Origin of the sequence: Pseudoalteromonas sp. SR45-4 (assembly GCF_014163535.1) — a bacterium.
GTDB lineage: Bacteria > Pseudomonadota > Gammaproteobacteria > Enterobacterales > Alteromonadaceae > Pseudoalteromonas > Pseudoalteromonas nigrifaciens.
Map to the genome: position 1 here is coordinate 58,050 of NZ_JACJDO010000019.1, position 13,645 is coordinate 71,694.

The following is a 13,645-nucleotide window of genomic DNA, read 5'->3' on the forward strand; positions in this document are numbered from 1 at the left end:
ATGCTCCGACCAGTTAGGGTTGGCCTTTTATGCTTAATATTTGGCTATTAAAGCACAAAGTGTGGTGCGCAATCCATTTAAACTAGTGTCATATTCTTATAACACGTTTTTTAAAGGTAAATTATGACCGCATTACCCGTAATTGTAGGCATGGGAGGCATTAATGCCGCTGGCCGTACTTCTTTTCACCAAGGTTACCGCCGTATTGTGTTAGACAGTTTAAGTGCACAAGATCGTCAAGAAACGTTTTTAGGCCTCGCCACCTTGATGAATTTAGTTAGTGTTGTTGATAATCAACTACAAGACACTCAAGGTAACAATGTTGAGCAAAGCGACATAGAAGCACGTTTTGGTGAACAAATAATTGCCGGTACGCTTATTCGTAAAATCGAAAACGAACATTTTGATCCAGACGCTACCCCATGGCAGCAAAAAATGACGCTAAGCAACTCGGATGAGAATGCGATTGTGTTTGAAACCCGTGCTCGCGATTTACCACAACCGGTACCTGCAAGTTGGCAGGTAGAGCAACTCGAAGGTAAAAAAGTTAAAGTTACTATTGCCGCAGATATAGATGTTAAACACGCTTCAACTCGCGACAACCCGATTAAATCGGCAGGGCAGTTTCCTACAGGGTTTGATCCGTCTGTAATGTATAACAGCCGCTATCAGCCACGTGGTTTGCAAGCAACTATTTTTGCTGCTACCGATGCAATAAAATCAACCGGGCTTGATTGGCAACATATAATGAATAGCGTAGAGCCAGACAAAATTGGTACTTATTCGGCGTCTGTTATTGGCCAAATGGATGACACAGGTTTAGGTGGCTTAGTTAAAGCTCGCCAGCAAGGCGACCGCGTAAGCACTAAGCAATTAGCGCTGGGTTTAAATACTATGTCGACCGACTTTATTAATGCGTATGTAACGGGCAACGTAGGTACTACGTTTTCAACTTCGGGCGCATGTGCTACGTTTTTATATAACTTACGCGCAGCGGTTAACGATATACAAGCAGGGCGCACCCGCGTTGCTGTGGTAGCCAGTGTTGAATGTGCTATTACGCCAGAGGTTATAGAAGGCTTTGGTAACATGAGCGCACTGGCAAACGTTGAAGGTTTGCGCCGTTTAGATAACTTAAGTAATACAGATGAGCCCGACTATCGTAAAAGTAGCCGCCCGTTTGGCGAAAACTGTGGCTTTACGCTAGGTGAAGGCGCGCAAGTGGCTATTTTAATGGATGATGCTCTAGCACTAGAGTTAGGCGCTGACATTATGGGGTGTGTGCCAGATGTATTTGTAAATGCCGACGGGATTAAAAAGTCAATTACTTCACCAGGGCCGGGTAACTACATTACTATGGCAAAATCGGCGGCACTGGCAAGTAGCTTATTAGGTAAAGAAGCCCTGCAACAGCGCAGCTTTATATTAGCCCATGGTTCAAGTACGCCGTTAAACCGCGTAACCGAGTCATTAATTTATCATAAAGTGGCACAAACCTTTGCTATTGATAACTGGAAAGTAACTGCGCCAAAAGCATATGTTGGCCATACTATTGCTCCTGCAAGTGGCGATCAGTTAGCTATAGCATTAGGTGTATTTAGCCACAATATTATGCCTGGTATTACGACTATAGATAAAATAGCCGACGATGTTTACGCTGATCATCTAGATATTAGAAACAGCCACTATGATTGCGGTGATATGGATATTGCATTTATTAACTCAAAAGGCTTTGGTGGTAACAATGCTACCGCTACAGTATTGTCTGCAAAAATAACACTGCAAATGCTTGCCAAGCGCCATGGAAAAAGCGTTATGAATGATTATGCTAATAAGAATGTGGCTGTAAAAGCAGCGCAACAAAGCTATCAATCACAAGCTGATTTAGGCCAATACCAACTAATTTATCGTTTTGGTGATGGCTTAATTGACGACAATGACATTGTTATAGATGAGCAAAGCATACACCTTCCTGGCTTTGAAAAAGCGATTGCTTTTAATACAAAAAATCCCTATCAAGACATGTTTTAAGCACACATTCTTGTTTGGTAAGGCGCTTTTATAGCGCCTTTTTTGTTTTCACTAAGATATAAAATTAAGAGGTTACTTAAACTTTTTAATATAGCGTAATGTTATAAAGTTAATAATGGCCAGTAAAATAGCTATTTCGTAGCGACTGTAGGCCACAGCAATACCAATTAAACCCATATTCCAAATGCTCGCCGCGGTGGCAGTACCTGAGGTGGACTGGTTATTTTTTAAAATTGCGCCACCGCCAATAAAGCCGATACCGGTAATGATCCCCTGCAACATTTTTGATTGTGCTTCAGAGGAGTCAAGTACAGACAACGCAATTAACGCATAACCACATGATGCAACCGCTACTAACGGAAAGGTACGCAGCCCCGCACCATCTTGGCTGCGCTCTCTGTCGTAGGCCATTGGCAAAGCGAGTAAATAAGCTATGCCTAAGTGAATCAGATTATCAACGATTTCGTGCCACTGTAAATCAATTTCCATGATCTTGCCTTTTTAGTTAATCTTAATAACTAGCTAGCAATCTGTAAGCCATTTATTTAATATTTTAAATTCAGTAATTTAGGTTTGCCTTTATTTTTATTTTGCCTGGCTTGGTAATAGTTACACTACTATTTTACTATTTTACCAAGTAGTTAGTTTGATATCGCTTTTGAATATCCATATTCTTTTACTTATATTAAAGGTAATTATGTACATCACTTGCCTTTTAAAAAACAATAAATACAGTCACTAAACTTGAAAAAACCGTGTTACTACTGTGCGTTAGCAACCTCTGATGATTCTGTCGTTTTGGTTATACGCCAATTAAGCGGTGCAAATAAAACATATACTTGGAGTTTATACGCCTGGTCGTTTGCGTTGGGATTGTATGCTTGCGTATTATTAGTTGAAAATAACGAGCCTTTAAATCACAGCGTTGCGATTGTAGGTGCATTCCCTTTTTTGATTATATATTTACTGCAATTAATTGGTTTTGTTAAGGAGTTTATAGAAAAGGAAGTGCATGAGTAATGTGCTTTGTTTAACACCGTTACAATTTAAAATTTAAAATTTGATTTTATTTTACAAGGTCAGCATGCTCTAAATAAGCTTATGGGTAGAGCCACAGCAAGCAGGGTAATAAAAGGCGAGTGAATACTGATGCAAGTAAGGACGTTTTTTTAATAGTTTAAAATAATGTGTAGAGGGTTCTCTACACATTATTACTACAAACAATAATATTGTTATGCAGACAAATACTGATGATGAAATACCAAGTGCTGATCAATAAAGCTACTGATAAAAAAGTAACTATGATCGTACCCGGTTTGCATTTCTAGGGTCAGTGGGTAGTCTTTTTGTTTTGCAACAGCCACTAAATTTTGTGGTTTTAATTGCTCGTCTAAAAAGTTATCGGCATCGCCTTGGCTCACTAACATTGGCAAGTAGTTACTTTGCTCAGCTTTAGCCATTAATTTGCAGCTGTCGTATTGTGCCCATGTTGTTTTATCGGCTCCTAAATAACCCGTAAACGCTTTAACGCCCCATGGGCAATTAATAGGGTTTACTATAGGGCTAAACGCCGAGGCACTAACATAATCCTGTGGGTTTTTAAGGGCGATCATCAACGCACCGTGGCCGCCCATTGAATGACCACTAATTGCTTTTGTGCTAGTCACTGGAAAGTGCTGCTCTATAAGCGCGGGTAATTCATTCACTACGTAGTCGTACATATTAAAGTGAGTGTTGTAAGGGGCTTGTGTCGCGTTAACATAAAACCCAGCGCCTTGAGCAAAATCGTAGCTGTCTTCGTTAGGAACATTATCCCCACGAGGGCTAGTGTCGGGTGCCACAATAGCAATACCTAGCTCAGCTGCTTTTTTGAATGCGCCTGCTTTTTGCATAAAGTTTTCGTCGGTGCAGGTTAAACCTGAAAGCCAATAAAGTACCGGTACTTTATTACTTTCACTAGCGCCGGGCGGCAAAAAAACGGCAAAACGCATAGTACAATGAGTGCTTACAGCGCTGTGCGTATATTGTTTATGCCAGCCACCGGATACTTTTACACTTGAGATATTTTCTAACATGATAATCCTCAAAAGCCGCTTATATCCACACCGTGAATACAAGCGATTTGTTTATTGCTTAGTAATGAATAACGGTACGAATGCTTTTGCCTTCGTGCATTAAATCAAATGCATCATTAATGTCTTCAAGGCCCATTGTGTGGGTAATAAAGTCATTTAGTGCAAACTCGCCAGCCATGTAACGTTCTACAATTTCAGGTAGTTGTGAGCGGCCTTTAACACCACCAAATGCGCTACCACGCCATACACGCCCAGTAACTAATTGGAATGGACGAGTAGCAATTTCTTGGCCAGCGCCTGCTACACCAATAATTACCGACTCACCCCAACCTTTATGACAACACTCAAGTGCTGAGCGCATAACATCAACATTACCAATACATTCAAACGAGTAGTCAACGCCGCCATCGGTCATTTCAACAATTACGTCTTGAATTGGCTTGTCGAAGTCTTTTGGATTAATTAAATCGGTTGCGCCAAGCTTGGTTGCTAACTCGTATTTAGAGTTGTTTATATCGATACCGATAATACGACTCGCACCGGCCATTTTTGCGCCAATAATAGCTGATAAACCTATGCCACCTAAACCGAAAATAGCTACAGTGTCGCCCGCTTTTACTTTAGCTGTGTTTGTTACTGCGCCCATACCTGTTGTTACGCCACAGCCTAGTAAGCATATTTCTTCTAAAGACGCTTCTTTGTTTACTTTAGCTAAAGAGATTTCTGGCAGTACTGTGTACTCAGAGAAAGTTGAGCAACCCATGTAGTGGTAAATTGGCTGACCGTCCTTATAAAAACGTGTTGTACCGTCTGGCATTAAGCCTTTACCTTGGGTTTCGCGCACAGCAGAACACAGGTTAGTTTTGCCCGAGGTACACATTTTACATTCACCACATTCTGCGGTGTATAAAGGAATAACATGATCGCCAATTTCTACGCTGGTTACGCCTTCGCCGATTGCATATACAACACCAGCGCCTTCGTGGCCTAAAATTGCAGGGAATATACCTTCAGGATCTTCACCCGATAATGTAAATGCATCGGTATGACATACACCAGTAGCGGTAATTTTTACCATTACTTCGCCTTTTTTAGGCATCATCACATCAACTTCTTCAACACTAAGTGGTTGATTAGGACCCCAAGCAATAGCTGCTTTTGATTTAATAAATTCTGACATGTGCTTATCCTTTGTAGTGGGTAGATAATAATTGTAGACCCAATTTTCTTGGGTGATGTAGCTATTGTATTTGTTTCTCAAATAATGATAATCTCAATTTTATTAAAACACTTTTTCAGAACTGTAACAATGGCACGATGGGATGGAATAGACGAATTTATTGCGGTAGGTGAAGAAGGTAGTTTTACCGCTGCAGGCAAAGCAATTGGGCTGTCGGTTGCGCATATTAGCCGCCATGTTAGTGCGCTTGAACAACGCTTAAATACACAGTTGCTAACGCGCACAACGCGTAAAGTGGTTTTGACCAAAGAAGGTGAGGTGTTTTTACACCAAATAAAGCATTTACAACATGCAATGGATGATGCCACGCAAAGTTTAGCGCAACAGCAAAGTACGCCAAAAGGTAAAATTAATCTAACAGCCCCGGTAATGTATGGCGAGAGCTTTATTATGCCAATAGTGCATAATTTTATGCACGACCACCCCGATGTAGAAGTCGTTGCTACGCTCAGTAATGAGCAAGAAAACTTATTAGAAGGTGGTTTTGATCTAGCTATTAGACTGGGGCATTTAAAAGACTCGAGCTTAAAAGCACGGCGCTTAAGTGCACGGCGTTTTATTATGTGTTGTGCCCCTGATTATTTAACCCGATTTGGCGAGCCACACACATTAGGTGAGCTAATAAATCATCAATGTTTAGTGGGGAATAGTCGCTATTGGCGGGTAAACGAAGGAGGGCGCGAAAAGCATATTAAAATAGCTGGGCGACTGCAATGTAATAGTGGCTGGGCGTTGGTAGATGGCGCTAAAAAAGGTTTAGGGATTATTCAGCTCCCTAATTACTACATTGAAAACGAGTTAAAAACAGGGCAGTTAGTGCCTATTTTAACATCCTATCAGCCGCTGCAAGAAGGGGTATGGGGTGTGTATCCGCCTCGACAGTTTGTGGCAACTAATGTAAGGGTGCTACTTGATTATTTAGTCGCAGGACTAAAAGCTTAATAGCGGGTTAATCATTTAATTTTTATTCTAGCCAAGTATCAGATTTTTAAATATTTATTACATTTAGTGGCATACCCAAGTACGGATTATTCGTGTTATTATAAGTTACTATTTTTAGGATAAGTGTTTAAAAACAATATGTTTCAACCGGTTAGTTTGTTTATTGGGCTTAGATATAGTCGCTCCTCAAAAGGGAATGCGTTTATTTCATTTATCTCGTTTTTTTCTATTGCCGGTATTGCGATTGGCTTAATGGCATTATTTACTGTCAGTTCAGTAATGAATGGCTTTGAAAGCAGCTTAAAAACCAATATGCTTGGGCTTATTCCGCATGTTGAAGTGCAAGCTAATAAGCGTACTGCAGCGCAAATGAGTAGTTTAAAAGCAGATCTTGAACAATCTCCTTATGTAAGTACTGTAAGCCTTTATCAGCATGGTGAAGCTATATTACAAACCAATAAAGATTTACACGGTGTGTTGCTGCAAGGCTTATATGGCGATGACGGCTCGCTCTATAAAATTACCGATAAAATAGTACAAGGAAATTGGCAAACAGTACTTAATAAAAACTATAGCATTGCCATTAGTCGCTACCTGAGCCGTAAATTAGGTGTTGGTTTGGGAGATAAGCTGCGGGTTATTATGCCAAATGCTTCTACCTATACACCGCTTGGGCGTATGCCTAGCCAACGCTTGTTTAAAATAGCAGCCATTTACGAAACCGGCTCTGAAATTGACATGGGGCTGGCTTTTACCAGTGGTGCGTCGTTGCAACGCGTATTAAAGTTGGATCAAAACACTGCACCTAATTTAAGTATTTCTTTGTATGAACCCTTTGCATTGGATGAATTTATACAGGCCAGCAAACTAATATTAAAAGATCATACCTATACAGATTGGCGTAGCAGCCAAGGCACATTATTTGCTGCTGTAGCAATGGAAAAACGGATTATGTCGATGTTATTAGGGCTTATTGTACTGGTTGCGGTATTTAATATTGTCTCTGCGCTAACGATGATGGTAAGTGAAAAACAAGGCGAAGTCGCTATTTTACAAACCTTGGGTTTAACACCATCGCAAGTACAAAAAGTGTTTATGGTGCAAGGACTTTATAATGGCGTGATTGGCACCGCAGTAGGGGCATTTTTAGGTGTATTACTTAGTTTATATATTAATGAGTTATTAGCATTAGTAGGGTTAAATTTGATGGCAGGTATAGAGTTGCCGGTAAAATTTGATGTGCCAAGCCTATTTGTTATCGCTTGTTCGAGTATTGCTATGAGCTTTTTAGCCACTGTTTACCCAGCGCGCAAAGCCGCAAAAGTAAAACCAGCCGAGGTATTGCGTTATGAATGATTTAGTTATTAGTTGTGAAAATTTAAATAAAGTTTATCAAGATGGTAGTAACCAAGTTGCAGTATTAAAAGGGGTTGATTTAGCCCTGCAACAAGGTGAAATGCTGGCTATTGTGGGCAGCTCTGGTTCGGGTAAAAGTACCTTATTGCATATACTCGGTACGCTCGATACTGCAACATCTGGCAGTGCTAAAATTAAAAATCAAGAAGTGGCTAAGCTCTCCCGTACAGAGCAAGCGGCATTTAGAAATAAAAACTTAGGCTTTATTTATCAATTTCATCATTTACTGATGGAATTTAGCGCGGTAGAAAATGTAGCTATGCCGCTTTTAATTAAAGGACTAAGTGCTAAAGCTGCGAAAGTAGCTGCATTAGAAATGCTTGAAAAAGTGGGCCTAGCACATCGTAGCTCTCATAAGCCGTCGGCACTGTCTGGTGGTGAGCGCCAACGAGTGGCAATTGCGCGCGCGCTCGTTACTAAACCGGCATTAGTGCTTGCCGATGAGCCAACCGGTAATTTAGATAAACAAAACGCGATTAAAATATACGACTTAATAAATGAGCTTAATAAAAGTTTAAATACCAGCTTTGTGGTGGTAACACACGACTTAGAGCTGGCCGACAAACTCGGTAAAATAGCCTATTTAGATGATGGAAAACTTACTATTAAAGAGTCGCAACATGTTGCTTAGTGCGTTTATAAGTAAACGCTTTAGAGCGTATTCTGGTCATAAAGATGAAAAAAATGGCTTTGTAAGCTTTATAGCTAAAGCATCTACTGTGGGTATTTTATTGGGCGTTGCGGTTTTAATAGTTGCGCTGTCGGTAATTAATGGCTTTGAGCAGCAATTAGTGCATCGCTTATTAAGCGTAGTGCCGCAGGTTGAATATGTAGCGCCTAATAGGCCAATTGCTAATTGGCCACAAAAAGTTGAGCAGCTTCAACAGCAAGATCATGTAACCGGCGCCGCGCCATTTATTGCAGTTAACGGCATGGCGCAATTTAAAAGCCAATTAAAAGCAGTAGAAATACGCGGGGTTGAGCCTTCATTGGAGGGGAGCGTGTCGGCTATTAATCAATTTACCAAAGGCAAATTGGTGAGCCAGCTTGGCATTGATGAAGTTATTTTAGGCAAGCAAATAGTTAACCAGCTCGATGCCAGCGTGGGCGATAGTATTACCTTACTTATTCCTCAAATAGCTCAGCAAGGGCAGTCATTATTAGCCCCTAAGCGAGTAACACTGTTACTTGCAGGTATTGTTGAAATGGGTGGGCCAATAGACAGCACAGCTGCATTTATCCACCTTAATAAAGCGCAGCAAACATTAGGTTACGATGAAAGCCAAGTAACCGGGCTTCGCCTAAGCGTTGATGACGTATTTACTGCGCATCAAATTGCGCTACGGGTAGGGCAAACCATAGACGACTATGTATACATTTCTAGTTGGTTTAGAACGCAAGGCAGCTTATACCAAGATATACAAATGGTGCGTACCATAGTTTATATTGTGGTGTTTTTAATTATAGCTGTGGCAAGTTTTAATATTGTGTCCTCATTGGTAATGGAAGTACGCGAAAAACAAGGCAATATTGCTATTTTAAAAACCATGGGCGCAAAAGACAGTACCATTTTAGCTACCTTTGTAATGCAGGGTTTAACGCAAGCTTTTGTAGGTGTGGTATTAGGCAGCTTAATTGGTGTGGTACTGGCAATAAATATTAGCGAATTATTTACTTGGCTCAGCCAACTCTTTGGCGCAAACCCACTTCAAGGAGTTTATTTTATAGAGTTTTTACCCAGTAAGTTAGTGTGGCAAGATATTGTGGTAACAGTTGTTGTTACTTTTATTTTAGCGGCGTTAGCTACTATTTATCCGGCGTGGCAAGCAACAAGAGTTGACCCTGCAAAAGTGCTGGGTAATTAGAGGCATTGGTAGCGTGTGCGCTGCTAAATAAAAACTAATAGGGCAGTATTGGCAAGTCTGTTAAACTAGGGCGCTTATTTACAAGCTAACAATAACTAACCATTGGGTTAGCATTTACTACTCTGGGATTTACTTTGACAAATAACGATATTTTACGCCGCATTCGCTACACTTTTAATTTAACCGACACCGCTATGGTAAATGTTTTTGCTGCAGCTGAGCATACGGTTACTACAGAGCAAGTAATTGCTTGGTTAACTAAAGAAGGCGAAGAGGCTTACACTGAAATAAGTGATACAGAGTTTGCAACTTTTTTAAATGGTTTTATTAATACGCAACGTGGTAAGCGCGAAGGCGATCAACCTGCTCCTGAGAGCAAGTTAAATAACAATATTATTTTTATGAAGCTGCGTATTGCTTTAAATATGAAAGCGGAAGATGTGATTGCGACGCTGGCACTCGTTGACTTTAATTTGAGTAAGCATGAGCTAAGCGCGTTTTCTCGTAAAGTAGATAACAAGCACTACCGCGTATGTAACAACCAGGTACTTCGTTTATTTTTAACGGGTGTACAACAGCAGGTTCGTCCACAAAGCACTGCTGAGTAAGCAAGGTAAAGCCATTACTCTTTCAAAACGCTAAAACAGCCCTTGTTTTAGCGTTTTGTTGTTTTTAAGTTAAATATATTTCAACTTGTTACACGCCTACTTTAAAATTGTTCAATACCGCTGAATAAACTAGCAATTGAATGAGATCATTTAAATATCAAGTAATTACCTCCTTTGTTAGCTGTATGTTTGGTTTTAGTAACCGTGCACTGTATTTTTATATCGTTAAAGTGAATAAAAATTCGGCTGGTCGCTGTTTTATTTTTACACAACAGTAAAATAATTCAACTTGAATGACGTGCAACACCACTCTTTCTAATGGTAAGGTGTATGAAAATTATGATTTTAAAATAGATTTATATTCAAAAAACAAACTCAATCATACTTACCCGAATTCTCAAATTTTAAAAATAGCTTACACGGAAGAATAATTATGAATTATATACATAGTACGATAGCTCAATTAAAGCAAACTAGCCCCGCGCAAAGTGAGTTTTATCAAGCTGTTGAAGAAGTACTAGAATCTTTAGAACCTCTTTTTGCAAAAACTACAAATTATCAAAAAGAAGCCATTATAGAAAGAATGGTAGAGCCAGAGCGTCAACTAATGTTTCGTGTACCTTGGGTTGACGACGAAGGTAATATTCAAGTAAATAAAGGCTATCGCATTGAATTTAGCTCTACCTTGGGCCCATATAAGGGGGGCTTGCGTTTTCATCCGAGTGTTAATGCCAGTATTATTAAGTTTTTGGGTTTTGAGCAAGTGTTTAAAAACTCATTAACCGGCCTACCTATTGGTGGTGGTAAAGGCGGTGCTAACTTTGATCCAAAAGGGCGCTCAGACGGTGAAATAATGCGTTTTTGCCAATCATTTATGAACGAGTTATACCGCCACATTGGCCCAACTACCGACGTACCTGCAGGGGATATTGGTGTTGGCGCACGCGAAATTGGTTATTTGTTTGGCCAGTACAAGCGTTTAACAGGGCGTTACGATGGTGTGTTAACCGGTAAAAGCCTAATGTGGGGTGGCTCGTTAGTTCGTAAAGAAGCAACTGGCTACGGCGCAGTGTACTTTGCAAACTACATGCTACAAAACCGCGATGATAGCCTAGCAGGAAAACGTTGTTTAATTTCGGGCTCGGGTAATGTTGCTATTTATGCGATGGAAAAGCTGTATCAATTAAATGCAAAACCAATTACCTGTAGTGACTCTCGCGGTACACTATTTCATGACGCGGGTATAGACTTAACGCTTATTAAAGAGTTAAAAGAGCAGCAACGTGGCTGTTTAAGCAAATATAAAGAAAGCTACCCAGAAGCTACTTATATTGCTCGCGCAGATTACCCAGAAGATGGGCATGCAGTGTGGCGTTTTAAAGCCGATGCTGCGTTCCCGTGTGCCACTCAAAATGAGTTAACTCAAGGCGATGCAAAAGCGCTACTAAGCAATGGCTGTATTTTGGTGAGTGAAGGTGCAAACATGCCTTCGACCAAAGACGCGATTGACTGCTTTATTAAAGCCAAAATAGCTTACGGCCCAGGTAAAGCTGCTAATGCGGGCGGCGTTGCAACCAGCCAATTAGAAATGGCGCAAAATGCCAGTATGCAAAGCTGGACTTTTGAAGAAGTGGATGCAAAATTACAGCACATAATGAAAAACATTTTTAATATTGCTAACGAAACAGCGGCAGAATTTGGCCAACCTACTAACCTGTTACTTGGCGCTAATATTGCTGGTTTTCGCCGTGTTGCCGATGCAATGATAGAGCAAGGCGTAGTTTAACTAAAATAGTTTAAAGCAATTGCAGCTTATTGCTGTGAGAGCCTGTACTTAAAAACACCCCATAAATTTAGCTATTTATGGGGTGTTTTATTTAAATAACCGCTTAAGTTAGTTATAACGCTATAAAGCCAAGCTATAACAGCGTAGGATCAGGCTACTTTCGAATGAAAATAGGTTTGCACTTCGCGGTGCATTAACATAAAAAATTATGCAACTAACTGCAAAAGCATCACTTCCTAACGCATTACTTATTTCTATTAGTACACCTCACTTTAAAGGCGATGAAGCAACTGAGTCGCTTGCAGAATTGGCACGCCTAGTTACCACTCTTGGCTTTAAAGTAGTTGGTACACAATCACAAAAGCAAAGTTCTACCCAAAAAGTAAATGTACTGGGTTCAGGTAAACTGGCTGAAATAGCGCACCTTACTGGTAATAAAGGTTCTGCTGCAGATGAGAAAGAGGGTGAGAATTTTCTTGATGACGATCCATTATCCGACATGCCATCAGAAATTCCATCAGACGGTTTAGATTTTGCTTGTGCCGATGTTGTCGTGTTTGACTGCGATTTAACGCCTTCTCAACTACGTAATGTGGAAAACCAGTTAGGTGTGGAAGTATTTGACCGCACCGGCATAATTATTGAAATATTTAGCCGCCATGCGCGTACTAAAACAGCAAAATTACAGGTTGAAATTGCTCGCCTTAACTATGTAGCGCCGCGTCTGCGTGAAACGTCTACCGGCGATAAAGAACGCCAAATGGGTAAGGGCGCAGGGGAGACAACGCTTGAGCTTAACCGTCGTAAAGTACGCGACCAATTAGCTGAGTTAAAGCGTGAACTGGTAAATGTTCAAGATGTAATGATGGACAGACGAGAACAGCGCTCAGAGCTATTTTCAGTGGCTTTAATTGGTTATACCAATGCGGGTAAATCGTCGATGATGCGCGCAATTACGGGCAGTGATGTAGAGGGCGAAAACAAACTTTTTGCCACGTTGGACACCACAGTTCGTGCTTTGTATCCAATAACGCAACCACGCATATTAGTATCAGATACAGTTGGTTTTATTAAAAAACTACCGCATGATTTAGTTGCTTCATTTCATTCAACTTTAGCCGAAGCACATGATGCGTCGCTGTTGTTATATGTAGTTGATGCATCGGATGCGTCTTTTCGCTCACAACTTGATGTAGTGCATAATGTATTGGCAGAAGTGGGTGTTCAAGGCAGTAAAAAGTTATTAGTACTGAACAAATCAGACCAACTTAGCGATGCGCAACAACAAGCATTAATGGCTGAATTTCCTGATGCTATGATGACATCAACACGTAACCCTGCTGATATAGCTAAACTGCATAAGTACATTGTTGATACTGCACAAAGCGACATGATTGAAGAAGAGGTTATTATTCCTTACACCGCCAAAGGTATAGTGGGTGAAATTCGCTCGACCATGAGTGTCATTAAAGAAGAATATGAATATAGCCATATTAAGCTCACAGTACGCTCCAATGCGATTGACTTAGAAAGGCTAAAAAAGCGTATGCTTAATTTATAGTTAACCTGAACTCTGGTTAAGAGATTTACTAACATATTGAATCATCGTTATATTTAATTTTATTTTCTCTAGCCAGAGGTTTTCAGTGAAAACAAGGCGAATTTACGCGTCAATAGCTGGC

General features: G+C 40.4%; 12 protein-coding genes. 9 read left to right on the plus strand and 3 right to left on the minus strand.

Annotation, left to right across the window (positions count from 1 at the left end):
* The first annotated feature begins 123 nt into the window (after positions 1-123).
* Positions 124-2,031: a beta-ketoacyl synthase gene (locus H5058_RS09980; protein ID WP_011328063.1), complete on the plus strand. Its 1,908-nt coding sequence runs from the start codon at positions 124-126 to the stop codon at positions 2,029-2,031.
* 72 nt (positions 2,032-2,103) lie between these two features.
* On the opposite strand, the gene H5058_RS09985 is transcribed toward H5058_RS09980, so the two are convergent.
* On the minus strand, positions 2,104-2,520 hold the full coding sequence (locus tag H5058_RS09985) for an MgtC/SapB family protein (RefSeq protein ID WP_011328064.1): 417 nt from the start codon (positions 2,518-2,520) through the stop codon (positions 2,104-2,106).
* 255 nt (positions 2,521-2,775) lie between these two features.
* Between H5058_RS09985 and H5058_RS09990 the strand changes: the two genes are divergently transcribed.
* Positions 2,776-3,051 (plus strand): BCCT family transporter, encoded by a 276-nt coding sequence (locus H5058_RS09990; protein ID WP_220485817.1) that lies wholly within the window; start codon positions 2,776-2,778, stop codon positions 3,049-3,051.
* A gap of 212 nt (positions 3,052-3,263) precedes the next feature.
* Here the strand turns inward: H5058_RS09990 and fghA are convergent, their stop codons facing one another.
* Positions 3,264-4,106 (minus strand): S-formylglutathione hydrolase, encoded by an 843-nt coding sequence (gene fghA / locus H5058_RS09995; protein WP_011328066.1) that lies wholly within the window; start codon positions 4,104-4,106, stop codon positions 3,264-3,266.
* A 58-nt stretch (positions 4,107-4,164) separates the two neighbouring features.
* Entirely contained in the window at positions 4,165-5,286 is a 1,122-nt protein-coding gene (locus tag H5058_RS10000) for an S-(hydroxymethyl)glutathione dehydrogenase/class III alcohol dehydrogenase (protein ID WP_011328067.1), read from the minus strand.
* Positions 5,287-5,415: 129 nt separating this feature from the next.
* On the opposite strand from H5058_RS10000, the gene H5058_RS10005 reads away from it, so the two are divergent.
* The 7 genes from H5058_RS10005 (at position 5,416) to hflX (ending at position 13,524) form a co-directional block, all read left to right on the plus strand.
* Positions 5,416-6,288 carry a LysR family transcriptional regulator gene (locus tag H5058_RS10005; protein ID WP_086996014.1) on the plus strand — a complete coding sequence of 291 codons (873 nt, stop codon included), beginning with the start codon at positions 5,416-5,418 and terminating at the stop codon, positions 6,286-6,288.
* Between the two features lie 138 nt (positions 6,289-6,426).
* Positions 6,427-7,644 carry a lipoprotein-releasing ABC transporter permease subunit gene (locus H5058_RS10010; protein WP_182677947.1) on the plus strand — a complete coding sequence of 406 codons (1,218 nt, stop codon included), beginning with the start codon at positions 6,427-6,429 and terminating at the stop codon, positions 7,642-7,644.
* Complete coding sequence (gene lolD, locus H5058_RS10015; RefSeq protein ID WP_011328070.1) at positions 7,637-8,335, plus strand: lipoprotein-releasing ABC transporter ATP-binding protein LolD; 699 nt, start codon at positions 7,637-7,639, stop codon at positions 8,333-8,335. The genes H5058_RS10010 and lolD overlap by 8 nt, the downstream gene beginning before the upstream one ends.
* On the plus strand, positions 8,325-9,569 hold the full coding sequence (locus H5058_RS10020; protein WP_011328071.1) for a lipoprotein-releasing ABC transporter permease subunit: 1,245 nt from the start codon (positions 8,325-8,327) through the stop codon (positions 9,567-9,569). The genes lolD and H5058_RS10020 overlap by 11 nt, the downstream gene beginning before the upstream one ends.
* 134 nt (positions 9,570-9,703) lie before the next feature.
* Positions 9,704-10,177 carry a DUF1456 family protein gene (locus tag H5058_RS10025; RefSeq protein WP_011328072.1) on the plus strand — a complete coding sequence of 158 codons (474 nt, stop codon included), beginning with the start codon at positions 9,704-9,706 and terminating at the stop codon, positions 10,175-10,177.
* Positions 10,178-10,610: 433 nt separating this feature from the next.
* Entirely contained in the window at positions 10,611-11,963 is a 1,353-nt protein-coding gene (gene gdhA / locus H5058_RS10030; RefSeq protein WP_011328073.1) for an NADP-specific glutamate dehydrogenase, read from the plus strand.
* Between the two features lie 208 nt (positions 11,964-12,171).
* Complete coding sequence (hflX, locus tag H5058_RS10035; protein ID WP_182677941.1) at positions 12,172-13,524, plus strand: GTPase HflX; 1,353 nt, start codon at positions 12,172-12,174, stop codon at positions 13,522-13,524.
* Positions 13,525-13,645 lie beyond the last annotated feature (121 nt).